26 protein-coding genes, 1 tRNA gene and 1 riboswitch are annotated in these 21,052 nt (G+C 69.4%); of the genes, 19 read left to right on the plus strand and 8 right to left on the minus strand.

What is annotated here, in order from left to right; all coding sequences use genetic code 11:
• Together FDO69_RS11485 and FDO69_RS11490 are read left to right on the plus strand one after the other, a co-directional pair.
• On the plus strand, positions 1–807 hold an 807-nt coding region (locus FDO69_RS11485; protein WP_138430085.1), incomplete at its 5' end, for an RDD family protein.
• A gap of 60 nt (positions 808–867) precedes the next feature.
• Positions 868–1,596 carry an RDD family protein gene (locus tag FDO69_RS11490; RefSeq protein ID WP_104779680.1) on the plus strand — a complete coding sequence of 243 codons (729 nt, stop codon included), beginning with the start codon at positions 868–870 and terminating at the stop codon, positions 1,594–1,596.
• A 44-nt stretch (positions 1,597–1,640) separates the two neighbouring features.
• Here FDO69_RS11490 and FDO69_RS11495 read toward each other — a convergent pair whose 3' ends face one another.
• Entirely contained in the window at positions 1,641–1,919 is a 279-nt protein-coding gene (locus tag FDO69_RS11495) for a hypothetical protein (protein ID WP_104780004.1), read from the minus strand.
• A gap of 413 nt (positions 1,920–2,332) precedes the next feature.
• On the opposite strand from FDO69_RS11495, the gene FDO69_RS11500 reads away from it, so the two are divergent.
• Both FDO69_RS11500 and FDO69_RS11505 read left to right on the plus strand, forming a co-directional pair.
• Positions 2,333–4,681 (plus strand): immune inhibitor A domain-containing protein, encoded by a 2,349-nt coding sequence (locus FDO69_RS11500; protein WP_104779681.1) that lies wholly within the window; start codon positions 2,333–2,335, stop codon positions 4,679–4,681.
• A 122-nt stretch (positions 4,682–4,803) separates the two neighbouring features.
• Complete coding sequence (locus FDO69_RS11505) at positions 4,804–5,148, plus strand: hypothetical protein (protein WP_104779682.1); 345 nt, start codon at positions 4,804–4,806, stop codon at positions 5,146–5,148.
• Positions 5,149–5,176: 28 nt separating this feature from the next.
• Here FDO69_RS11505 and FDO69_RS11510 read toward each other — a convergent pair whose 3' ends face one another.
• Positions 5,177–5,767 carry a nicotinamidase gene (locus FDO69_RS11510; protein WP_104779683.1) on the minus strand — a complete coding sequence of 197 codons (591 nt, stop codon included), beginning with the start codon at positions 5,765–5,767 and terminating at the stop codon, positions 5,177–5,179.
• Between the two features lie 124 nt (positions 5,768–5,891).
• On the minus strand, positions 5,892–7,238 hold the full coding sequence (locus FDO69_RS11515) for a nicotinate phosphoribosyltransferase (RefSeq protein WP_104779684.1): 1,347 nt from the start codon (positions 7,236–7,238) through the stop codon (positions 5,892–5,894).
• Between the two features lie 183 nt (positions 7,239–7,421).
• Between FDO69_RS11515 and clpS the strand changes: the two genes are divergently transcribed.
• The 7 genes from clpS to FDO69_RS11550 all read left to right on the plus strand — a co-directional run bounded on the left by clpS (position 7,422) and on the right by FDO69_RS11550 (position 12,273).
• Entirely contained in the window at positions 7,422–7,739 is a 318-nt protein-coding gene (gene clpS, locus FDO69_RS11520; protein WP_104779685.1) for an ATP-dependent Clp protease adapter ClpS, read from the plus strand.
• A gap of 32 nt (positions 7,740–7,771) precedes the next feature.
• Positions 7,772–8,380 carry a DUF2017 domain-containing protein gene (locus FDO69_RS11525; RefSeq protein ID WP_104779686.1) on the plus strand — a complete coding sequence of 203 codons (609 nt, stop codon included), beginning with the start codon at positions 7,772–7,774 and terminating at the stop codon, positions 8,378–8,380.
• A gap of 364 nt (positions 8,381–8,744) precedes the next feature.
• Positions 8,745–10,172, plus strand: coding sequence for an amino acid permease (locus tag FDO69_RS11530; RefSeq protein ID WP_104779687.1), 1,428 nt, complete (start codon positions 8,745–8,747; stop codon positions 10,170–10,172).
• Between the two features lie 133 nt (positions 10,173–10,305).
• Positions 10,306–10,728 carry a M67 family metallopeptidase gene (locus FDO69_RS11535; protein ID WP_031140077.1) on the plus strand — a complete coding sequence of 141 codons (423 nt, stop codon included), beginning with the start codon at positions 10,306–10,308 and terminating at the stop codon, positions 10,726–10,728.
• A gap of 98 nt (positions 10,729–10,826) precedes the next feature.
• Positions 10,827–10,922, plus strand: coding sequence for a putative leader peptide (locus FDO69_RS42875; RefSeq protein WP_311688247.1), 96 nt, complete (start codon positions 10,827–10,829; stop codon positions 10,920–10,922).
• A 115-nt stretch (positions 10,923–11,037) separates the two neighbouring features.
• Positions 11,038–11,316 carry a MoaD/ThiS family protein gene (locus tag FDO69_RS11545; RefSeq protein WP_104779689.1) on the plus strand — a complete coding sequence of 93 codons (279 nt, stop codon included), beginning with the start codon at positions 11,038–11,040 and terminating at the stop codon, positions 11,314–11,316.
• A gap of 6 nt (positions 11,317–11,322) precedes the next feature.
• Positions 11,323–12,273, plus strand: a complete 951-nt coding sequence (locus tag FDO69_RS11550; protein WP_104779690.1) for a PLP-dependent cysteine synthase family protein — start codon at positions 11,323–11,325, stop codon at positions 12,271–12,273.
• A 126-nt stretch (positions 12,274–12,399) separates the two neighbouring features.
• Here FDO69_RS11550 and FDO69_RS11555 read toward each other — a convergent pair whose 3' ends face one another.
• A complete protein-coding gene (locus FDO69_RS11555) occupies positions 12,400–12,846 on the minus strand; it encodes a type II toxin-antitoxin system PemK/MazF family toxin (protein ID WP_104779691.1) in 447 nt (148 codons plus the stop codon).
• Between the two features lie 214 nt (positions 12,847–13,060).
• On the opposite strand from FDO69_RS11555, the gene FDO69_RS11560 reads away from it, so the two are divergent.
• Positions 13,061–13,813: an MBL fold metallo-hydrolase gene (locus tag FDO69_RS11560; RefSeq protein WP_104779692.1), complete on the plus strand. Its 753-nt coding sequence runs from the start codon at positions 13,061–13,063 to the stop codon at positions 13,811–13,813.
• Between the two features lie 68 nt (positions 13,814–13,881).
• Here FDO69_RS11560 and FDO69_RS11565 read toward each other — a convergent pair whose 3' ends face one another.
• On the minus strand, positions 13,882–15,144 hold the full coding sequence (locus FDO69_RS11565) for a PTS transporter subunit EIIC (protein ID WP_104779693.1): 1,263 nt from the start codon (positions 15,142–15,144) through the stop codon (positions 13,882–13,884).
• A gap of 363 nt (positions 15,145–15,507) precedes the next feature.
• Between FDO69_RS11565 and FDO69_RS11570 the strand changes: the two genes are divergently transcribed.
• The 4 genes from FDO69_RS11570 to rdgB all read left to right on the plus strand — a co-directional run bounded on the left by FDO69_RS11570 (position 15,508) and on the right by rdgB (position 17,883).
• On the plus strand, positions 15,508–15,741 hold the full coding sequence (locus FDO69_RS11570; protein ID WP_086602225.1) for a PTS sugar transporter subunit IIB: 234 nt from the start codon (positions 15,508–15,510) through the stop codon (positions 15,739–15,741).
• Between the two features lie 105 nt (positions 15,742–15,846).
• Complete coding sequence (rph, locus tag FDO69_RS11575) at positions 15,847–16,584, plus strand: ribonuclease PH (protein WP_104779694.1); 738 nt, start codon at positions 15,847–15,849, stop codon at positions 16,582–16,584.
• Positions 16,585–16,760: 176 nt separating this feature from the next.
• On the plus strand, positions 16,761–17,159 hold the full coding sequence (locus FDO69_RS11580) for a hypothetical protein (protein ID WP_104779695.1): 399 nt from the start codon (positions 16,761–16,763) through the stop codon (positions 17,157–17,159).
• 121 nt (positions 17,160–17,280) lie between these two features.
• Complete coding sequence (rdgB, locus tag FDO69_RS11585) at positions 17,281–17,883, plus strand: RdgB/HAM1 family non-canonical purine NTP pyrophosphatase (RefSeq protein ID WP_104779696.1); 603 nt, start codon at positions 17,281–17,283, stop codon at positions 17,881–17,883.
• A 46-nt stretch (positions 17,884–17,929) separates the two neighbouring features.
• Here rdgB and FDO69_RS11590 read toward each other — a convergent pair.
• The 3 genes from FDO69_RS11590 to bcp form a co-directional block, all read right to left on the minus strand.
• Positions 17,930–18,014 (minus strand) — tRNA-Leu (locus FDO69_RS11590).
• 54 nt (positions 18,015–18,068) lie between these two features.
• Positions 18,069–19,076 carry an HNH endonuclease signature motif containing protein gene (locus FDO69_RS11595; RefSeq protein ID WP_234387904.1) on the minus strand — a complete coding sequence of 336 codons (1,008 nt, stop codon included), beginning with the start codon at positions 19,074–19,076 and terminating at the stop codon, positions 18,069–18,071.
• A 159-nt stretch (positions 19,077–19,235) separates the two neighbouring features.
• Positions 19,236–19,703, minus strand: a complete 468-nt coding sequence (gene bcp / locus FDO69_RS11600) for a thioredoxin-dependent thiol peroxidase (protein WP_104779697.1) — start codon at positions 19,701–19,703, stop codon at positions 19,236–19,238.
• Between the two features lie 95 nt (positions 19,704–19,798).
• Between bcp and FDO69_RS11605 the strand changes: the two genes are divergently transcribed.
• From FDO69_RS11605 to FDO69_RS11615, 3 genes are all read left to right on the plus strand, one after another.
• On the plus strand, positions 19,799–20,128 hold the full coding sequence (locus FDO69_RS11605; protein ID WP_104779698.1) for a DUF3618 domain-containing protein: 330 nt from the start codon (positions 19,799–19,801) through the stop codon (positions 20,126–20,128).
• 44 nt (positions 20,129–20,172) lie between these two features.
• Positions 20,173–20,529 carry a GroES family chaperonin gene (locus FDO69_RS11610; RefSeq protein ID WP_104779699.1) on the plus strand — a complete coding sequence of 119 codons (357 nt, stop codon included), beginning with the start codon at positions 20,173–20,175 and terminating at the stop codon, positions 20,527–20,529.
• Between the two features lie 99 nt (positions 20,530–20,628).
• A riboswitch (guanidine-III (ykkC-III) riboswitch) is annotated at positions 20,629–20,696 on the plus strand.
• Positions 20,697–20,730: 34 nt separating this feature from the next.
• Entirely contained in the window at positions 20,731–21,051 is a 321-nt protein-coding gene (locus FDO69_RS11615) for a DMT family transporter (protein WP_053669887.1), read from the plus strand.
• The last annotated feature ends 1 nt before the right edge of the window (position 21,052 follow it).

Below are 21,052 nucleotides of genomic sequence, written 5' to 3' on the forward strand. Positions count from 1 at the left end.
GGCGCCGGCAAAGCGGCCGCCGCCCGGGCCTCCGCCGCCCAGGCAGCCGCCGGGCCACCCGCCGCCCAGGCCTCCGGGGCCGCCCCGACGGCACCGTCCGGACCCCAGGCCGCCCCCACGATCCCTCCTCAGGCCGGCGCGCCCGGCAGCGCACAGCCCGCCGCCTCCGCTGCCCCGCTCAGCCCCGGGCCCGGCGGTGGCCAGTCCTCCTGGGCGCAGCAGGTGCACCGGCTCGCCGGATCCGGCGGCGGTGACGAGCAGCCCGTCGCGCCCTGGAAGCCACCGGTCGAGGACGTGTTCCAGGCGGCCGCCCGGCGCCAGGCCGAGGCCCGCCCCGCCGGACTGGGCAAGCGGCTCGTCGCCCGGCTGCTGGACACCGTCGTCCTGGCCGCCCTCACCGCCACGGCCGCCGTACCGCTCGGCACCAAGGCGATCGACCACGTCGAGGAGAAGATCGACGCGGCGAGGCTCTCCGGTGAGACCGTGACGGTCTGGCTGCTCGACGGCACCACCTCGGTCTGCCTCGGCATCATCCTGGCCGTCCTGCTGCTCGCCGGTGTCCTGTGCGAGGTGCTGCCCACCGCCAAGTGGGGCCGCACCCTCGGCAAGAAGCTGATGGGCCTGGAAGTGAGGGACATCGAGGGGCACGACTCCCCGGAGTTCGGCGCGGCTCTGCGCCGCTGGCTGGTCTACAGCGTGCCCGGGCTCCTCGTCGTCGGGATCGTCGGCATGGCCTGGTGTCTCTTCGACCGGCCCTGGCGCCAGTGCTGGCACGACAAGGCAGCGCACACGTTCGTGGCGGGCTGAGCTCCCTCGGACAGCCGTCCGCCGGATGCGAAGGCGGGGGGTTCGCGGTCGACTCGGCCCATGAGCAGTGAACCGCCCCCCGGCTCCGGTCAGCAACCGCCGGATGACGACCCGTTCAGGAAGCGCCCCCCGAACGAGCAGCCCGGCGACGGCACCGGCACGCCCCCGGGCAGCGAACCCCCGCCGTACGGGGGCGGCCCGAGCGGCCCCGACGGCCCTGGCGGTGGCCCGGGCGGCGGCTTCGGAGGCGGTCCGCCGGGCGGTGGTGGTCCCCCCGGCGGCGGCCCCTATGGCGGTGATCCGTACGGCGGCGGCTCCTACCCCACCGACCCCCTCGCCGGCATGCCCCCGCTCGCCGACAGCGTCCAGCGCACGCTCGCGCGCATCATCGACATGGTTCTGGTGGGTGCCGTCGTCTGGCTGCTCACCTGGGGCTTCAACGTCGACGAGTACGACATGGACAGTGACCGCATCGAACTCGGCAGGTCGCTGTGGCAGTCGGCGGTCGCCGCCGTCCTCTACATCGCCTACGACACCGTCCTGACCGCCAGGACCGGCCAGACCCTCGGCAAGAGGCTGCTGCGCATGCGCGTGGCCAACCTGGACAACGGCGCGACGCCCTCGGTGCAGATCGCGCTGCTGCGCGCCGCGGTGCTGTGGCTCCCGTTCGCCTTCTGCTGCTTCTGCTTCTGGATCGCGCTCTCGGGCGGCTGGAGCTACTTCGACCGGCCCTACAAGCAGGGCCTGCACGACAAGGCGGCCAAAACGGTCGTGGTCAGCACCAGATGAGGCAGCCGGGGAACAGCAGGCGGTGAAGAAAGGTCAGTGGGCGGTCAGGAAGCCGCCCGTTCGCGCACCGGCTCCGGGGCCGGTGCCGGGACCGAGGCCCGCAGCGGTTCGGGGGGCGCGGGCTGTTCCACCGCTGCCGGGCGCTTGCCGGGCAGCGGCACGGTCATGGCGACGAGCAACCCGAGGGCGAGCGCCGCGAGGGCGATCACCGCGATCCCCGCGCCCGAACTCGTCTGGGACAGCAGCAGCATGGCGAGCGTCGAGAAGATCACGGTGCACGAACCGTAGGCGAGCTGTGCGGCAGTCGGACGGGGCATGGCCATCATGTCCTCGAATGTGGGGTCCACGGGGTGTCGCCGGGCATTCCGCCGGCTTGAGGGCGTTCCGCCGAACGACATTCTCTCGGGCAGGGTGCCCGACCGGAACCGGCGGTAAGCGTGACCTAATCAACAAGGGCGGTGCACAGGGGGCGCACGGAGTCATGACGTCCATCTAGTGGACATGTGCACGCGCCCACAGGGCCGACGGGGAGGGTCGTGGGACAACCGTTTGGTTGTCCGTAAAACGAACCTTGCCTCCGCATAGTGCACTTGACCTGTCCAAGTCAAGGTCTGTCTTTTCTTCTAAACCTCTAGTCAAATGTCGTCACTTGACTACACGCGTTGATCACGCGCGCGCGGACTTCCACGACCGGGACCCCGCCTGCCGCGCGCCCGAACGCGGGGGAGGATCTCAAGTGACCAGTAGAACCTGGACGTTCAGAGCGGCCGCCATAAGCGTGGCGCTCGCAGCGGCCACCGCCACCGCCTCGACGTATGCGGTGGCCGACGACGCCTCGGCCCCCCGGTCCACCACCGTGGACCGGCACGACCCGGCGGATCGTCACCATGACGAGCACGACCTCGAAGGCCCGCTGAGCAAGACGCAGGACGCTCAGCGCCAGGAAGCCCTGAAGCAGGTCATATCCGGCAAGAACAAGGTCAAGAACCGCGAGGGCTCGAAGGTCGTCCAGCTCAAGGGCAAGAAGGGCGACGACAAGTACGTCGAGCTCGGCCGCGAGAAGACCGACAAGATCTTCACGATCCTGGTCGAGTTCGGGGACAAGGTCGACAGCCGCTACGGCGGCACCGCGGGCCCGCTGCACAACGCGATACCCAAGCCCGACCGCAAGAAGGACAACTCCACGGCGTGGAGGGCCGACTACGACCAGGACTACTTCCAGGACCTGTACTTCGGCCACGGCAAGGGCGTCGACTCGGTCAAGACCTACTACGAGAAGCAGTCCTCGGGCCGCTACTCGGTCGACGGCGAGGTCTCCGACTGGGTCAAGGTCCCCTACAACGAGGCCCGTTACGGCAACAACGCCTGCGGTGACACCAACTGCCCCAGCGTGTGGAACGTCGTCAGCGACGGTCTGAACGCCTGGGTCGCGCAGCAGAAGGCCGCGGGTCGCACCGACGCCCAGATCAAGGCGGACGTCGCCCGGTTCGACGAGTGGGACCGCTACGACTTCGACGGCGACGGCGACTTCAACGAGCCCGACGGCTACATCGACCACTTCCAGATCGTGCACGCCGGCGAGGACGAGTCCGCGGGCGGCGGCGCGCAGAGCACCGACGCGATCTGGGCCCACCGCTGGTACGCCTTCGGCACCGACGCCGGCGCCACCGGCCCGGCCGACAACAAGCTCGGTGGCGCGAAGATCGGCGACACCGGCATCTGGGTCGGCGACTACACCGTCCAGCCGGAGAACGGCGGACTCGGTGTCTACGCCCACGAGTACGGCCACGACCTCGGTCTGCCGGACCACTACGACACCTCGGGCGGCGAGAACTCCACCGGCTTCTGGACGCTGATGTCGTCCGGCTCCTGGCTCGGCACCGGCAAGAACGAGATCGGCGACCTGCCCGGCGACATGACCGCCTGGGACAAGCTGCAGCTCGGCTGGCTGAACTACGACAAGGCCAAGGCCGGCGTCAACTCCTGGCACAAGCTGGGCGTGGCCGAGTACAACACCAAGCACAAGCAGGCCCTGGTCGTCGACCTCCCCAAGAAGGCGGTCACCACCGAGATCGTCGCTCCCGCCGAGGGCAAGTCCCAGTGGTGGAGCGGCAGCGGTGACAACCTGAAGAACACCCTGGCGCGTTCGGTCGACCTGACCGGCAAGTCGAAGGCGCAGCTGACCCTCGACGGCTGGTACGACATCGAGGCCAACTACGACTACCTCTACACCGAGGTCTCGACCGACGGCGGCGCCAACTGGACCGCTCTCGACGGCACGGTGGACGGTCAGCCGATCCCGCGCGACGGCAGCGACAAGCCGGTCCTGACCGGCACGGTCGACGGCTACAAGAAGCTCGCCTTCCCGCTCGACGCCTACGCCGGCAAGAAGATCGACCTGCGCTTCCGCTACCAGACCGACGGCGGCGTGGCCCAGAAGGGCTTCGCGGCCGACTCGATCACGGTGACCGCAGACGGCGCCCCCGTCTTCACCGACAACGCCGAGACCGCGGACGACGCGTGGAAGGCCACCGGCTTCTCCCGCATCGGCGCGTCCTTCACCAAGGACTACGCGCAGTACTACATCGCCGAGAACCGGCAGTACGTCTCGTACGACAAGACGCTGAAGGTCGGCCCGTACAACTTCGGCTTCACGGCGCGCCCGGACTGGGTGGAGCACTACGCGTACCAGAACGGCCTGCTGATCTGGAAGTGGGACACCTCCCAGGCGGACAACAACACCAGCCAGCACCAGGGCACCGGTCTGGTCCTGCCGATCGACTCGCACCCGGACCAGCTGAAGTGGGCCGACGGCACGCTGATGCGCAACCGCGTCCAGGCCTACGACTCGCCGTTCAGCCTCTACCGCACCGACGGCATGACGCTGCACAAGGCGGACGTGGCGAAGTACATCCCGGGCTCGAAGGGCGTCTCGGTCTTCAACGACCGGAAGAACGACTACTACGACGAGTCGAACCCGACCGCGGGTGTCAAGATCACTGACACCAACACGAAGATCAAGATCCTCAAGGAAGCCAAGGACGGCTCGACGATCGAGCTGGAGGTCGGCGCCGCGGGTAGGTAATCCGCATCCTTGCAGGTCAGAACATGATCGGCGGTGACCCACTGGCGGGTCACCGCCGATCCGTGTTTAGGTGCGTCCTGTGGCTCTCTTATTGACACCGACCGACACGGGGGGATGAGCGCATGGCCGCAGGAGGCTTCTGCAAGCTGCCGAACGGCACGGTGGTGGTGGCGCTGAACCTGCCCAGTCCCGCCGCCGACGGCCCTGGCGCCGTCCGCGTCCTCGTCCACTCCGTGAACCGCGCCCGGGCCCTGACCAGGCTCCGCAACCTCGGTCTGCGGTCGGTCTACCTGCGCGGGAACGCCGCCCCGCCGACCCCCGACGAGATCACGGCGGTCCTGCACCACCCGGACGGCCTGATATGGCGCACGGCCCCCGACAACGGTGTCGCGTCGAGCCCGGAGCTGGTCCAGGAGCTGTGGCGCCCGATCAGGGCCCTCCTGCGGCGCCCGACGGCCCACACCTGACCCGCGCCGGGCCCGCCGGGGCTCGGGGCTACTGCACGACCGGCTTGCCCGACAGCTCCACGCCCGCCTCGCGCAGCTCCTCGATGGCCCGCTCGGTGCTCTCCTCGGCCACCCCGGCCGTCAGGTCGAGCAGCACGTGCGTACGGAAGCCCTCCCGGGCGGCGTCCAGGGCCGTGGCCCGTACGCAGTGGTCCGTGGCGATGCCGACCACGTCGACCTCGGTGACCTCGCGGGAGCGCAGCCAGTCGGCCAGGGGCGTGCCGTTCTCGTCGGCGCCCTCGAAACCGCTGTACGCCGCCGAGTAGGCCCCCTTGTCGAACACCGCGTCGATCGAACCGGAGGCGACCGCGGGTGCGAAATTGGGGTGGAAGCCGACGCCCTCCGTGCCGGCCACGCAGTGTGCGGGCCAGGAGCGGGCGTAGTCCGGGTTGGTGGAGAAGTGGCCGCCGGGGGCGATGTGGTGGTCGCGGGTGGCCACGACGTGCTGGTAGCCGGACCCGGCCGCCTGCCCGATCAGCTCCGTGACCGCGGCGGCCACATCGGCACCGCCGGACACCGCGAGGCTGCCCCCCTCACAGAAGTCGTTCTGCACATCGACGACGATCAAGGCGCGGCGCATGGTCGGTGTCCTTCGGCTATGAGGTCTATGGGGTCGGCAAGCCCGGCCGGTGAACCACCGAGCGTAGGCACAAGGGGGAGCGGGCGGGAGGGGTCGCGACTCGGCGCATCACGGCACACCCCACCTAGCTACCCGAGCTCTCGTGCAGGTACTCCGTGGGAAGGACGGGCTCCCCGCGCGAGAGCTGCGTGGCCGACATCGGGAGACCCGCGCGCGCCCTCGTGTGCCGCTCGCGCGCCGCGTCCAGGGGCTCGCGCGCCACCACCTCGCCGCCCTTGACCAGCTCCACCAGCAGCTGCCGGTCCGCGAGCTCGGCCGGCACCGGTCCGGTGCCGATCACCTCGGCCTCGGCGACCCCGTAGGAGTCCAGCCGCCGCGCGGCCCACTTGCGCCCGCCCACCGACGTCTTGCCGCCGCTGGACTTCTTCGCCACGGGCACCAGCGGTGCCTTGGGGTCGGTGGACTCGGCCCGGGCGACCAGCTTGTAGACCATCGAGGAGGTGGGGTGGCCGGAGCCGGTCACCAGCTGCGTCCCGACGCCGTAGGCGTCCACCGGAGCCGCCGCGAGCGAGGCGATCGCGTATTCGTCCAGGTCGGAGGTCACGACGATCTTCGTGTCCCTCGCGCCCAGCTCGTCGAGCTGCTGGCGCACCCGGTGCGCGACCAGCAGCAGGTCGCCGGAGTCGATCCGCACCGCGCCCAGCTCGGTCCCGGCGACCTCGACGGCCGTGCGGACCGCCTCGGCGACGTCGTAGGTGTCCACCAGCAGGGTGGTGCCGCGCCCCAGCGTGTGCACCTGGGCCTGGAAGGCGTCCCGCTCGCGGTCGTGCAGCAGGGTGAAGGCGTGCGCGGAGGTGCCGACGGTCGGGATGCCGTATCGGAAGCCGGCCGCCAGGTCGGAGGTGCTCGCGAAACCGCCGACGTACGCGGCCCGGGAGGCCGCGACCGCCGCCAGCTCGTGCGTGCGCCGGGCGCCCATCTCGATCAGCGGCCGGTCACCCGCGGCCGCCGACATCCGCGAGGCGGCCGCCGCGATCGCCGAGTCGTGGTTGAGGATCGAAAGGATCACGGTCTCCAGCAGCACGCACTCGGCGAAGGTGCCCTCGACCCGCATGATCGGCGAGCCCGGGAAGTACACCTCTCCCTCGGGGTAGCCCCAGATGTCGCCGCTGAACCGGTAGCCCGCCAGCCACTGCAGGGTCTCCTCGTCCACGATCTCCCGCTCGCGCAGGAAGTTCAGCACGGCCGCGTCGAAACGGAAGTTCTCCACCGCGTCCAGCACCCGGCCGGTGCCGCCCACGACGCCGTAGCGGCGCCCGTCCGGCAGCCGCCGGGTGAAGACCTCGAACACGCTCCGCCGCTCGGCCGTACCCGACGCGAGGGCGGCCCGCAGCATCGTCAGCTCGTACTGGTCCGTGAACAGAGCCGTCGAGGGAACGTCCACCGGCAGCCCAAGGTCCGCTACGTCCACTTCCGCTCTCCTCGCCGTTCTCACCGGATCGCCCCTCGGCCGTCGGTCCGGGGATCGTCCCCGGCGTCCTCGGTATGGTGAGGAGCGTACCCCCATTTCGTCAATCTGACGATTGCAGTCCCGGCAGACGCGATCCCCTTACGGCCAGGCCCGTTTGTGCGACTACCCCCCTCGGGTGGCAGCATGGGCAGTGTGACGTCACCCGCACCCCTGGAGATCGAACGCACCGAGTCGGCGGAGGAGGTCTTCGCCGTACCCGAGCCGGACGTCCCGTGGGTCACGATCGTCCACAACGACCCGGTCAACCTCATGAGCTACGTGACGTACGTCTTCCAGTCGTACTTCGGCTACTCCAAGGACAAGGCCACCAAACTCATGATGGACGTCCACCACAAGGGCCGGGCGGTCGTCTCCAGCGGCAGCCGCGAGGAGATGGAACGCGACGTGCAGGCCATGCACGGCTACGGCCTGTGGGCCACCCTCCAGCAGGACCGCAAGTAGCCAGCTCCCCGCCCAGCAGCGAAAAGGCGTTCATGCCCGGAACCTTCGAACCGCTCCCCGGCGGCGGCGCGGCCGTCGCCCTCGACGACGTCGAGATCTCCATCATCCGGTCGCTGGCCGTCCAGCTCCTGGAGCTCATCGGCCCCGGCCCCGCCGAGGACGCCTCCGACGACCCGCTCGCCGAGCTGTTCGCCGAGGGCCCGAGCGAGCCGCCCGGCGACCCGGTGCTCAGGCGGCTCTTCCCGGACGCCTACAGCGATCCCGAGCAGCCCGCCTCCCCGCGGGACGCCGAGGAGCAGCGGGCGCACTCCGCGGAGTTCCGCCGCTACACGGAGAACGACCTGCGGGCCGGCAAGCGGGACAGCGCCCTCGCGGTGATCCGCTCCCTCGACGCGCTCTCCTCGGCCTCCGCCGGTGAGGGCGGTGCCGTGCTGAAGCTGTCGCCGGCGGAGTCCCAGCAGTGGCTGGGGGCCCTGAACGACCTGCGGCTCGCGATCGGCTCCCGGCTGGAGATCACCGAGGACGAGGACACCGACCTCCTCTACCGCCTCCCGGACGACGACCCGCGCAAGCCGATGGTGATGGCCTACCTGTGGCTCGGCGGACTCCAGGAGACGCTGGTCGCAACCCTTATGCCCTGATCGGTGCAGATTCTGTGACCACTGAGTGACCGAACGGTGTTCGCTCAGAGGACACTCAAATCCGGATAACGATCCCGTCACCGCACCCGTCTCCTATGACCTCTTCGGGTGCGTTCTGTCTGCTTTTCCCTGTGTCGTGCGCCACATCGCGCCCCTGTGATCAGTGTTTCCGGCGTGATAAATCTTCACGACCGCCCGGCAGAACACCACCCGAATGTTCGGCCGGGTGCGCCACCGAGCCGGCAACCGCCGGCCAGGCACGAGCGGGCTTCCGGGCCCGCTCAGCTCCATCATTCCGGGGGGATCGAAACCCGATCCGAGGCCGACGAGGGCCCGGGTCGGCATGGAGAAAGGCGCACCACACATGACCTCTGCGCAGGTCGACACGGAGAAAGCACCTGAAGAGGGCTACGAGCGCGGACTCGGCAGCCGTCAGGTCCAGATGATCGCGATCGGCGGCGCCATCGGCGTCGGTCTGTTCATGGGCGCCGGGGCGAACATTGCCAAGGCCGGCCCCAGCATCATCCTCATGTACGCCCTCGCGGGCGTCATCATCTTCTTCATCATGCGAGCGCTGGGCGAGCTGCTGCTCTACCGTCCGGTCTCCGGCTCCTTCGCCGAGTACGCCCGCGAGTTCCTCGGCCCGTTCTTCGGGTTCGTCACGGGCTGGACGTACTGGCTCATGTGGGTGGTCACCGGCATGGCCGAACTCACCGCCGCCGCGATCTACATCCACTTCTGGTTCCCCGAGATCCCGCAGTGGGTCAGCGCCCTGGTGTTCCTGGTGGTGCTCTTCGGCGTCAACCTGATCTCCGTCAAGATCTTCGGCGAGGTCGAGTTCTGGTTCTCGATGGTCAAGGTCACGGCCATCATCGGCATGATCGTCATCGGCCTCGGCGTGCTCACCCTCGGCTTCTCCGACGCCGGTGACACCGCCTCCGTCTCCAACCTCTGGGCGCACGACGGCTTCTTCCCCAACGGCATCGGCTCCAGCCTGATGACCCTCCAGGGCGTCATGTTCGCCTACCTCGCCGTCGAGCTCGTCGGCGTCACCGCCGGCGAGTCCGAGAACCCCGAGAAGACCCTGCCCAAGGCCATCAACACCCTGCCCTGGCGCATCATCGTCTTCTACGTCGGCGCCCTGCTGGTGATCCTCTCCGTCGTCAAGTGGACCGACTTCTCCGCGGGCGAGAGCCCGTTCGTCCACGCCTTCGGCGAGATCGGCATTCCGCTCGCCGCGGGCATCGTCAACTTCGTCGTGCTCACCGCTGCCCTGTCGTCCTGCAACTCGGGCATGTACTCCACCGGTCGCATGCTGCGCGACCTGGCCGCCAACAGCGAGGCCCCGCAGGCGTTCGGCAAGCTCAACGCCCGCAAGACGCCCGCCGTCGGCATCACCGTCTCCGTGGCGCTCATGGGCATCGGCGTCGTCCTGAACTACGTCGTCCCGGAGAAGGCGTTCCTCTACGTCACCTCCGTCGCCACCGCGGCCGGCATCTGGACCTGGATGATGATCCTCGTCAGCCACATCCGCTACCGCGCCGCCGTCGACGCGGGCCGGCTGCGCGCCTCGTCCTTCCCCGCCCCCGGCGGAGCCCTCTTCAGCTGGGTCGCGCTCCTCTTCCTCATCGGCGTGACCTGCATGATCGCGTACGACAAGGACGCCCGGGTCTGCCTGTACGTCGCCGCCGGCTGGGCCGTCGCCCTCGGCGTCGGCTGGGCGTTCCTCAAGCGCCGCAACCCGCAGCTCACCGAGCGCCGTGGTGACACGGAGTTCGAGAAGGTCGGCTGACCAACCCGCGGGACGCCCAGCGGCGGGGAGTACTCGTGGCACTCCCCGCCGCTGCCGCTCAGGGCGTCCGGCATATGGGCCGTTCCGTACCAACCCTCGGTACGGAACGGCCCTTCTGCTTATCCTGGCGAGCATGCTGACCATCACCCAGGCCCTCGTCGACCAGATCGTCGCCCACGCGCGCAAGGACCACCCCGACGAGGCGTGCGGCGTCGTCGCCGGCCCGGCGGGCTCGGACCGCCCCGAGCGCTTCATCCCCATGCTGAACGCGGCCATGTCGCCCACGTTCTACGAGTTCGACTCCGGCGACCTGCTCAAGCTCTACCGGGAGATGGACGACCGCGACGAGGAGCCGGTGGTCATCTACCACTCCCACACCGCGACCGAGGCCTACCCCTCGCGCACCGACATCTCCTACGCCAACGAGCCCGGCGCGCACTACGTCCTGGTCTCCACCGCCGACACCGACGGGGCCGGCGAGTTCCAGTTCCGCTCCTTCCGCATCGTCGAGGGCGAGGTCACAGAGGAAGAGGTCCAGGTCGTCGAGGCCTACTGAGGACGCCTGAACAGGGCGGTCTCACTCCCCGGCCCGAAAACGTCCGCCATGTGGGACCACATTCCAGTACCCGGACCGGGAATCGATACGATGAGCCCATGGTTTTCCACGACGTGAGCGAAAAGACGCCGGGCGATCTGCTCGTGGCGCGGCTGCACGTCGACCTGTGCAGGCTCGCCAGCGCCATCTGTTGACGCCCGTCCCTGCCGCCGTACGGCCGTGAGCCGCGGCGCTGCACACACGCACCACCTGCTGTTCCTGCGCTGCCGCGCGCCCCGATCGACTACTCCCGACAGGAGCCCTGAAGCCATGGCCATCGAGGTCCGCATCCCGACCATCCTCCGCACCTACACCGACGGTCAGAAGGCAGTGGAGGGCAAGGGAGACACCCTCGCCGAGCTCTTCACCGACCTCGAGACCCGGCACGCCGGCATCCAGGCCCGCATCGTGGACGGCGACCAGCTGCGCCGCTTCGTCAACGTGTACCTGAACGACGAGGACGTCCGCTTCCTCGACGGCATCAACACCAAGCTGTCGGACGGCGACAACGTCACGATCCTGCCGGCCGTGGCCGGCGGCATGGTCTGATCAACCATGCGCTACGACTCCCCCCTGGCCGCGGTCGGCAACACCCCCCTGGTGCGCCTGCCGCGGCTGTCGCCGTCCGCCGACGTCCGCATCTGGGCGAAGCTGGAGGACCGCAACCCGACGGGGTCGGTCAAGGACCGCCCCGCCCTGCACATGATCGAGCAGGCGGAGAAGGACGGCCGCCTGACCCCGGGCTGCACCATCCTCGAGCCGACGTCGGGCAACACCGGCATCTCCCTGGCGATGGCGGCGAAGCTCAAGGGCTACCGCATCGTCTGCGTGATGCCGGAGAACACCTCGCAGGAACGCCGGGACCTGCTGGGCATGTGGGGCGCGGAGATCATTCCCTCCCCGGCCGCGGGCGGCTCCAACACCGCCGTGCGCGTCGCCAAGGAGCTCTCGGCCGAGCACCCGGACTGGGTGATGCTCTACCAGTACGGCAACCCCGACAACGCGGGCGCCCACTACGCCACGACCGGCCCCGAGATCCTCGCCGACCTGCCGTCCGTCACCCACTTCGTGGCCGGCCTCGGCACCACCGGCACCCTCATGGGCGTCGGCCGCTTCCTGCGCGAGCACAAGCCGGACGTCCAGATCGTCGCCGCCGAACCGCGCTACGACGACCTGGTCTACGGCCTGCGCAACCTCGACGAGGGCTTCGTCCCCGAGCTGTACGACGCCTCGGTCCTCACCAGCCGCTTCTCGGTCGGCTCCGCGGACGCGGTCACCCGCACCCGGGAGCTCCTCCAGCAGGAGGGCATCTTCGCCGGTGTCTCCACGGGCGCCGCGCTGCACGCCGCGATCGGCGTCGGCAAGAAGGCCGTCAAGGCCTCAGAGCCGGCCGACATCGTCTTCGTCGTCGCCGACGGCGGCTGGAAGTACCTCTCGACCGGCGTCTACACGGCGGCCACCACCGAGGAAGCCATCGACACCCTCCAGGGCCAGCTCTGGGCGTAGCCGACGGCGAGCGGCCCGACGGCCGGCACGGCCGCCGGCACCGACACGAAGGGCTGGAGTCCACGACTCCAGCCCTTTTCCGTGCCGCTTTCCCCACCGAGTGCTCGGGCGCCCCCTGTCCGGTGCTCAGCCCGCCAGGTACCGCACCTGGTCCCACAACGTCGGATCCACCACACCGACCCGCCGCCGGAAGCCCCACACCGGGACCTCCCGCAACTCGTCCGTCTCCAGGAAACTCGCGCGGCCCTGGACATCGCCGACCGAGCCCGGCGGCAGCGGGATCACCCCGCTGCGCTCTCCACGGAACCGGGTGGTGATCTTCGCGACCGTCGCCCGCTCCCCGCGCACCGCCAGCACCAGACAGGGCCGGTCCTTCGTACGGGCCTCGTCCTCATAAGGCACATCGGCCCACCAGATCTCCGCCGGCTGCGGCCTGCCCTCCGCCAGGACGGGGCCCGCACTGCGGCCGCGCCGGGCCGCCGGCCGCCGGCCCCGACCCCAGCCGTCGACGAGCGTGGCGATGAGCGCGAGCAGCACCACCGCGGCGAGCGCCAGCCACCAGGACGTGTCCATACTGAAAGACGTTACCGGCGCCGCCCCTGCCACGCGCCCCCCTCACAGGGATCACCCCCGGCTCTGCCAGCCGAACCGGTGACACCACAGGTGAGTTCGCCCACAACAGGCCTTGGCGGAGGAGCTACCGGAGGTTTTGCGCCTTACGCTCGACGGACCGCACGACCCCCGACGCCCCTCTCAGACTTATCCCGCCAGCGGAGGTTTCTGCTTCATGAAGCTCACCGTCGTCGGCTGCTCGGGGTCGTTCCCGTCCGCGGAATCGGCCTGCTCGAGCTACCTCGTCGAGGCCGACGGCTTCCGGCTGCTTCTCGACATGGGCAACGGTGCCCTGGGCGAGCTGCAGCGCCACTGCGGTCTCTACGACCTCGACGCGATCTTCCTCAGCCATCTGCACGCCGACCACTGCATCGACATGTGCGCGTACTTCGTCGCGCGCTACTACCGCCACGACGGCGGCCGCTGCGATCCGCTCCCGGTCTACGGACCCGAAGGCACGGAACACCGGTTGACCACCGCCTACGCGGACACCCCCTCCGCCTCCTCCATGAGCGAGGTCTTCGACTTCCACACGGTCAAGCCGTCGACGTTCGAGATCGGCCCCTTCACGGTCCACACCGAGCGGGTGGCCCACCCCGTGGAGGCCTACGGCATCCGGATCGAGCACGGCGGCAAGGTGCTGACGTACTCCGGCGACACCGGAGTGAGCCCCGCGCTGGACGAACTCGCCCGGGACGCAGACCTGTTCCTGTGCGAGGCGGCGTTCACGCACGGCAAGGAAGACATCCCCGACCTGCATCTCAACGGCCGCGAGGCGGGGGAGACGGCGGCCCGGGCCGGCGCCCGCCGCCTGGTCCTCACCCACATCCCGCCGTGGACGGACCCTCAGGTCAACCTGGTCCACGCCCGCGAGGTGTACGACGGCCGGGTGGGCCTCGCCGCACCCCGGCAGACGTACGAGATCTGACAGCGCGGCGCATACGAAAGGGGCCCCGGAACCGCTCGGTTCCGGGGCCCCATTCGCGGGTCAGAGGGTTACTTCGCCTCCGCCTTCCGCAGCTCGGCGAGTTCCTCGTCGGACTCCCGGCCCGGCGTCGGCAGGTTGAACTTGGTGATCGCGAAGCGGAAGACCACGTAGTAGACCGCCGCGAAGCACAGGCCGACCAGCACCAGGCCCCACGGGTTGGTCGCGATGCCCAGGTTCAGCCCGAAGTCGATCGCGCCCGCCGAGAAGCCGAAGCCGTCCTTCATCCCCAGCGCCCAGGTCAGCGCCATGGAGACACCGGTGAGCACCGCGTGGATCGCGTACAGCACCGGCGCGATGAACATGAACGTGAACTCGATCGGCTCGGTCACGCCCGTGAAGAAGCTGGTCAGCGCGAGCGACAGCATCATGCCGCCGACCACCTTGCGGCGCTCGGGCCGGGCGCAGTGCACGATCGCCAGGCACGCGGCGGGCAGGGCGAACATCATGATCGGGAAGAAACCGGTCATGAACTGCCCGGCGGTCGGGTCGCCCGCGAGGAACCGGGCGATGTCGCCGCTCTTGCCCTCGTAGGTGCCGGCCTGGAACCAGGGGAAGGAGTTCAGCAGGTGGTGCATGCCGATCGGGATCAGCGCACGGTTGGCCACACCGAAGATGCCGGCGCCGACCGCCCCGGAGCCGACCAGCCACTCGCCGAAGTTGTGCAGGGCCGTGCCGAGGACCGGCCAGACGTAACCGAAGACGATGCCGATGACCAGGCCCGCGAAGGCCGAAAGGATCGGCACCAGGCGGCGGCCGCCGAAGAAGCCCGCCCAGTCCGGCAGCCTGGTGCGGTAGAACCGCTGGTAGAGCAGCGCCACGACGATGCCCATGACCACACCGCCCAGAACCTTGGCGTCCACCGGAGCGTCGACCATGACGACCTTGCCGTCGACGGCCGTGGCGACCTTCGGCAGATTCTTGTCGGTGAACGTGGCCAGCACGTTCTTGAAGACGAGGTAACCGACCACGGCTGCCAGGGCGGTCGAGCCGTCCGACTTCTTGGCGAAGCCGATCGCGATGCCCACGGCGAACAGCAGCGCCATGTTGTCGAGGATCGCGTTGCCACCGGCCGCCATGAAGCTCGCGATCTTGGTGATGAACGCGGGGAACGACTCGCGGCCGAGCATGTCGGGGTTGCCGAGCCGGACCAGCAGTGCGGCGGCGGGCAGGACGGCGACGGGCAGCATCAGGCTGCGGCCGATGCGCTGCATCACCGCCATCACCGCCGACCCCCTCTTCGGGCTCGCGGGCGCGGCTGTGGCTGTGGACATGAGCTTCCTCCAGGGGGCACGGCGCCGCCCAGGAAGAATCAGCGGGGGACGGCGGCGTCTCAAAGAAAGGGGAACGCGGTATCCACCGCGCGACCTCCACCGGTGAGTGGTGTAGACCAGTTGTAGCACGGTAGGCCGAACGAGTGGAACCCGCCAATTCCGCCCGCCGCGGACGATCACGGCCCCGTCGCCGCCCTCCACATCGCGTGCCTTTTGTCGAGAGACGGGCTCGTGGTGTAGACCAGGCGTTCGACGGTCGCACGAACGCGGCGCCATCCTTCAGTGCGCACGACAGGGCCACTCGCGAAGGCGGGCCAACTGTGGGTTACTGCGACAAAGCGGTTCGGATCAGGGAGAACGAACATGGCCACCAAGGCTGAGAAGATCGTTGCCGGGCTCGGCGGCATCGACAACATCGAGGAAGTCGAAGGCTGCATCACCCGCCTCCGCACCGAGGTCGTGGACCCCGCCAAGGTCGACGAGACCGCCCTGAAGGCCGCCGGCGCCCACGGCGTCGTCAAGATGGGCACCGCCATCCAGGTCGTCATCGGCACCGACGCCGACCCCATCGCGGCGGAGATCGAAGACATGATGTGAAGGGCGGGGATCGTCCCGGGCTTCACCCCCTGAGACCCCTCACCTCACCGGGGCCCCTCCCACCTCGGGAAGGGCCCCTTCCGCGGTACGGATAGGCTCAGCCGCATGTCTCGAATCGACGGCCGCACCCCCCAACAGCTCCGCCCCATCACCATCGAGCGCGGCTGGAGCAAGCACGCCGAGGGCTCCGTCCTCGTCTCCTTCGGCGACACCAAGGTCTTCTGCACCGCCTCCGTCACCGAAGGCGTCCCCCGCTGGCGCAAGGGCAGCGGCGAAGGCTGGGTCACCGCCGAATACTCCATGCTCCCCCGCGCCACCAACACCCGCGGCGACCGCGAATCCGTCCGCGGCAAGATCGGCGGCCGCACCCACGAGATCAGCCGTCTCATCGGCCGCTCCCTGCGCGCCGTCATCGACTACAAGGCCCTCGGCGAGAACACCATCGTCCTCGACTGCGACGTCCTCCAGGCCGACGGCGGCACCCGCACGGCAGCCATCACCGGCGCCTACGTCGCACTCGCCGACGCCGTCGCATGGGCCCAGGGCAGGAAACTCATCAAGGCCGGCCGCAAGCCCCTCACCGGCACCGTCTCCGCCGTCTCCGTCGGCATCGTCGCAGGCGTCCCCCTCCTCGACCTCTGCTACGAAGAGGACGTCAGGGCCGACACCGACATGAACGTCGTCTGCACCGGCGACGGCCGCTTCGTCGAGGTCCAGGGCACCGCCGAAGCCGAGCCCTTCGCCCGAGACGAACTCAACGCCCTCCTCGACCTCGCCGTCGCCGGCTGCGACGAACTCGCCGCCCACCAGCGCACAGCGCTCGACGCCCTCCTCGAGAAGTGACCGCGAGAGCCGAACCGCACCCCGAAAAGTAAAAGGCACGCCAAGACGGGTGCTCGGCGCGGGCAACCGCGCCGAGCGCACTCGCGTCTGAAGGAGTACGGGCGCACGGCTCACCCCTGTGCGCCCGGCCAGCCGCGCGGGCCCGACCGGCCCGACCGAACGAGAGGGACCGCTCCATGGCCGCGAGCCGCCGACGCCGCACCGCAGCCGTCGCCGCCACTCTGGCGGCCGTCGCGCTGACCGCCGGACTCACCACCGGCTGCGCCGCCGTCGACAAGGCGCTGGACTGCGTCCAGACCGCCGACGCCATCGCCGACAGCGTCACGGAACTCCAGCAGGCCGTCGACAGCGCGTCGAACGACCCGACGCAGCTCGACGAGTCCCTCGACTCCATCGACAAGAACCTCGGCGAGATCGGCGACAAGACCGACAACGCGGACGTCGGCAAGGCCGTGGACGACCTGAACAAGGCCGTCGACAACGTCCGCACGTCGATCAAGAACGGCGACGAGACGCCCGACATCAGCCCGGTCACGGACGCGGCGGGCGAACTGACGAAGGTGTGCACGCCGTAGCGCTGCGCTGCACGGGCCCGGCGTCCGGTCTGCCGGGTTCCTCCGGCGGCCGGCCGCGGGTTCGCCGTGGTGGCCCGCGCAGTTCCCCGCGCCCCTGACGGGGCGCAATACCCTGGGGCCCATGAGTCGCCTGATCCTCGCCACCCGTAACGCCGGGAAGATCACCGAACTTCGCGCGATCCTCGCCGAAGCCGGACTGCCCCACGAACTCGTCGGCGCCGACGCCTATCCGGACATCCCCGACGTCAAGGAAACGGGCGTGACGTTCGCCGAGAACGCCCTCCTCAAAGCCCACGCGCTGGCCCAGGCCACGGGCCTCCCGGCCGTAGCCGACGACTCGGGCCTCTGCGTCGACGTCCTCAACGGCGCACCCGGCATCTTCTCCGCCCGCTGGTCCGGCCGCCACGGCGACGACAAGGCCAACCTGGACCTCCTGCTCGCCCAGCTCTCCGACATCGCCGAGGAACACCGCGGCGCCCACTTCGCCTGCGCGGCGGCCCTGGCCCTGCCCGACGGCACGGAAAGGGTGGTCGAGGGCCAACTCCCCGGCACCCTCCGCCACGAGCCGACGGGCACGGGCGGGTTCGGCTACGACCCGATCCTCCAGCCGGAGGGCGAGACGCGCACCTGCGCGGAGTTGACCCCCCAGGAGAAGAACGCGATCAGCCACCGGGGCAAGGCGTTCCGGGCGCTGGTGCCGGTGGTGCGGGAGCTGTTGGGCTGAAATGCGTGAGAGGGGCCGCCCAGCCCGGGCGGTCCCTCTGCGCACGTGCGGCCGGTGGGACTCGAACCCACACGGGTGTGAACCCACTGGGACCTAAACCCAGCATGACTGCCAAATTCCATCACGGCCGCTCAAAAACGGTCATCGCGCTCGACCGGCAGCGTTCAGTGTACGGGCTGAGCGAGTTACGCGACGAGAGACGTCCTCGCCTTCTGGCGGCACCACGTCTCAGTGAGCGCGTGACAATTGGGGCAGAGATACCGCAGGTTCTCCCGGCGGTTGTCGCGCCAGTTGCCGTTGATGTGGTCGATCTGCAACGTGATCGGCTGCCCCAGCCACTCGCCCTTGTTGCCGCATGTCTGGCATGCGTATGGCACTCCGATCTCGACCAGGGCGCGGTGGAGCTGAGATCTGTTGGTTCGCCCCGCAGTCGAGGGCAGGACGACCAGTACACGTTGAGAGACGGGCTCGGGAGCCGGGCGCTCCGGCCGCGCCCACGTTCTGCGCTTGAAATGGCCGGTGTCCAGTCCGAGCCGAGAGACCGCGCGCCTCACGCGTCGGTGATTGGTGTCGTCCACATCCAAGCCGAGGCCGCGCATCACGTCGGCGTAGCTCGTGCAGCGCTCTACGAGTTCACGGAGTCTGTTCTCGGGGATCGACACACGTCGGTGGGTGAAATGTGAGGTGTCGATCCCATGTCCTCGCAGCATGCGGACCAGAGTCGCCCGCGAACGGCTGTCGTCCGGTACGCCCAGGGAACGAGCCACGCTCCGCACGCTCGTCGCCGTCGCTGTTGCTGCCTGGAGCTCTTCGACCGTGAAGGGGAGGTCCAAGTCGGGCCTGTCGATACCGGGAAAGTGGCGGACGTCGATGCCGGCTGCGTGGATGCGGCGACGGATGTGCGACAGGGTGCCGCTGGCCGGGTCGGCGCCAAGTTTCAGTGCTACTTCGCGCAGTGACGACGACGAAGCGGCCGCTTCGGCGATGGCGGAGTCCGGGTACTTGCGCCACGGGCTGCGCTTGGCGAAGTGGCTCGTGTCGAGTCCGCGCTCCGCCACTCTTTCTTGCAGCACGCGCCTCTGGCCTCCGCTTGCTCTCAGGCCGAGCCGTCGCATCAGATCGGTCCAGTTGCGAGCCTCCACTACGGCCGACGCCAGTCGCTCATCGCCATAAGGGCTCGGTGTGTTCCGCATGTCGCTCGTCCCCCCTTTACGACCACCCGTTCGTGGTCTCGCACGGAGTAACGAACCGTTTATCAGACAGTCACGCCCGGAATGCGTGCGGAATACGGAGCGGCTCGTACCGGGGTTTTGCCGCCGGTACGAGCCGCTCGGGAAACGATCAGCGGGGTCTCAGACCCCCAGGTCCTTGATGATCTTGGCGACGTGGCCCGTCGCCTTGACGTTGTACAGGGCGCGTTCGACCTTGCCCTCCTCGTCCACGACGATCGTGGAGCGGATGACGCCGACGACCGTCTTGCCGTACAGCTTCTTCTCGCCGAATGCGCCGTAGGACTCCAGGACCTGCTTGTCCGGGTCGGCCAGCAGGGTGACCTTCAGCGACTCCTTCTCGCGGAACTTGGCCAGCTTCTCCGGCTTGTCGGGGGAGATGCCGATGACGTCGTAGCCCGCGCCCGCCAGCAGCTCCAGGTTGTCCGTGAAGTCGCAGGCCTGCTTCGTGCAGCCGGGCGTGAGGGCGGCCGGGTAGAAGTACACGATGACCTTGCGGCCCTTGTGGTCCGACAGGGACACCTCGGTGCCGTCGGCGTCGGGCAGGGTGAAGGCGGGGGCCACGTCCCCCGGCTGGAGTCGCTCGCTCATCGGGCCAGGGTAACCGGGGGTGCTGACAGTGTGATGAGCCGTGGAGCTGACAGACTGTCCTGCACAGGCTTCACACCGACTTCGGAGGCGACACGGTGGCGGACACGGCGGACACCAGGACCCCGGCGCAGATCGAGGCGGACATCAGGCGCCGCCGCGCGACCCTGGCCGAGACCCTCGACGAGATCGGGGTGCGGGTGCACCCGAAGACGATCGTCGGGGATGCCAAGGCCAAGGTCGCTTCCAACATCGATCACACCCTCGGGCGGGCCTACGTGGGGGTGAACCGGGCCGTCACCGATGTGCGTGCCCGGTTCGTGGACGAGGAGGGCGCGCCCCGGCTGGAGCGGGTGGTGCCGGTCGCGCTCGTCGTGGTGGGAGTGGTCGGGCTGCTCGCGGTCGGCACACGGCGGCGCAAGGGCTGACCCGACTGCGTACGTGTGCGCGGAAGACAGGTAGGTTTCAGGGCGTGAGCGCCAAGAGAAACGAGCAGAGCACCCATCCGGACAAGCTGCCCATCCGGATGCTGCACGACCGCGTACTCGTGCGGCAGGACACCAGCGAGGGCGAGCGGCGTTCCGGCGGCGGCATTCTGATCCCCGCCACGGCGGCGGTCGGCCGGCGGCTGGCGTGGGCGGAGGTCGTCGCGGTGGGGCAGAACGTGCGGACCGTGGAGGCGGGCGACCGGGTGCTGTTCGACCCGGAGGATCGGGCCGAGGTCGAGGTGCGGGGGATCGCGTACGTGCTCATGCGCGAGCGTGATCTGCACGCGGTGGCCGCGGACCGGTTCGAGGGCGCCGAGGACTCGACGGGCCTGTACCTGTAGGGCCCAGGTGTCCCTGTAGGGCCCAGGTGTACCTGTAGGTAGGGCCCAGGTGGTGCGAAGGGGGCCGGTGACAACCGTCACCGGCCCCCTTCGCCATGAGCTTTGCTACGTTGGAGGAACCCCCGACGAGACGCGCCGTACCGGGATCAAGGCAAAGACGACGCACCGACATCGTCAGCCCGTTTCCCGGAGGTGCCCGTCATGGCCTGGGTTCTGCTCGTCGTCGCCGGTCTGCTCGAGGTGGGGTGGTCCGTCGGCATGAAGTACACCGACGGGTTCACGCGTCCGCTGCCCAGTGTGCTCACGGGCGCCGGCATCGTCGCGAGCATGCTGCTGCTGTCCCAGGCGGCCAGGACCCTGCCCATCGGCACCGCCTACGGCGTGTGGGTGGGGATCGGTGCGGCCGGGGCGGCGGTGTTCGGGATGGCGGTGCTGGGTGAGCCGGCGACCGCCGCCCGGATCTTCTTCGTGTGCCTGCTGCTGGTCGCCGTGGTGGGGCTGAAGGCGACCAGCGGTCACTGAG

Origin of the sequence: Streptomyces tibetensis (assembly GCF_007655005.1) — a bacterium.
Classification (GTDB): domain Bacteria; phylum Actinomycetota; class Actinomycetes; order Streptomycetales; family Streptomycetaceae; genus Streptomyces; species Streptomyces tibetensis.

Excerpts from the sequence above, each read along its gene's own strand:
- FDO69_RS11530 (WP_104779687.1), top strand. The coding sequence starts at position 8,745 with ATGACCTCTGCGCAGGTCGACACGGAGAAAGCACCTGAAGAGGGCTAC.
- clpS (WP_104779685.1), top strand. The coding sequence starts at position 7,422 with ATGGGCAGTGTGACGTCACCCGCACCCCTGGAGATCGAACGCACCGAG.
- FDO69_RS11505 (WP_104779682.1), top strand. The coding sequence starts at position 4,804 with ATGGCCGCAGGAGGCTTCTGCAAGCTGCCGAACGGCACGGTGGTGGTG.
- FDO69_RS11595 (WP_234387904.1), bottom strand. The coding sequence starts at position 19,076 with ATGCGGAACACACCGAGCCCTTATGGCGATGAGCGACTGGCGTCGGCC.
- FDO69_RS42875 (WP_311688247.1), top strand. The coding sequence starts at position 10,827 with ATGGTTTTCCACGACGTGAGCGAAAAGACGCCGGGCGATCTGCTCGTG.
- FDO69_RS11580 (WP_104779695.1), top strand. The coding sequence starts at position 16,761 with ATGGCCGCGAGCCGCCGACGCCGCACCGCAGCCGTCGCCGCCACTCTG.
- FDO69_RS11550 (WP_104779690.1), top strand. The coding sequence starts at position 11,323 with ATGCGCTACGACTCCCCCCTGGCCGCGGTCGGCAACACCCCCCTGGTG.
- FDO69_RS11615 (WP_053669887.1), top strand. The coding sequence starts at position 20,731 with ATGGCCTGGGTTCTGCTCGTCGTCGCCGGTCTGCTCGAGGTGGGGTGG.
- rdgB (WP_104779696.1), top strand. The coding sequence starts at position 17,281 with ATGAGTCGCCTGATCCTCGCCACCCGTAACGCCGGGAAGATCACCGAA.
- FDO69_RS11535 (WP_031140077.1), top strand. The coding sequence starts at position 10,306 with ATGCTGACCATCACCCAGGCCCTCGTCGACCAGATCGTCGCCCACGCG.
- FDO69_RS11545 (WP_104779689.1), top strand. The coding sequence starts at position 11,038 with ATGGCCATCGAGGTCCGCATCCCGACCATCCTCCGCACCTACACCGAC.
- FDO69_RS11555 (WP_104779691.1), bottom strand. The coding sequence starts at position 12,846 with ATGGACACGTCCTGGTGGCTGGCGCTCGCCGCGGTGGTGCTGCTCGCG.
- FDO69_RS11510 (WP_104779683.1), bottom strand. The coding sequence starts at position 5,767 with ATGCGCCGCGCCTTGATCGTCGTCGATGTGCAGAACGACTTCTGTGAG.
- FDO69_RS11495 (WP_104780004.1), bottom strand. The coding sequence starts at position 1,919 with ATGGCCATGCCCCGTCCGACTGCCGCACAGCTCGCCTACGGTTCGTGC.
- rph (WP_104779694.1), top strand. The coding sequence starts at position 15,847 with ATGTCTCGAATCGACGGCCGCACCCCCCAACAGCTCCGCCCCATCACC.
- FDO69_RS11570 (WP_086602225.1), top strand. The coding sequence starts at position 15,508 with ATGGCCACCAAGGCTGAGAAGATCGTTGCCGGGCTCGGCGGCATCGAC.
- FDO69_RS11565 (WP_104779693.1), bottom strand. The coding sequence starts at position 15,144 with ATGTCCACAGCCACAGCCGCGCCCGCGAGCCCGAAGAGGGGGTCGGCG.
- FDO69_RS11560 (WP_104779692.1), top strand. The coding sequence starts at position 13,061 with ATGAAGCTCACCGTCGTCGGCTGCTCGGGGTCGTTCCCGTCCGCGGAA.
- FDO69_RS11490 (WP_104779680.1), top strand. The coding sequence starts at position 868 with ATGAGCAGTGAACCGCCCCCCGGCTCCGGTCAGCAACCGCCGGATGAC.
- bcp (WP_104779697.1), bottom strand. The coding sequence starts at position 19,703 with ATGAGCGAGCGACTCCAGCCGGGGGACGTGGCCCCCGCCTTCACCCTG.
- FDO69_RS11525 (WP_104779686.1), top strand. The coding sequence starts at position 7,772 with ATGCCCGGAACCTTCGAACCGCTCCCCGGCGGCGGCGCGGCCGTCGCC.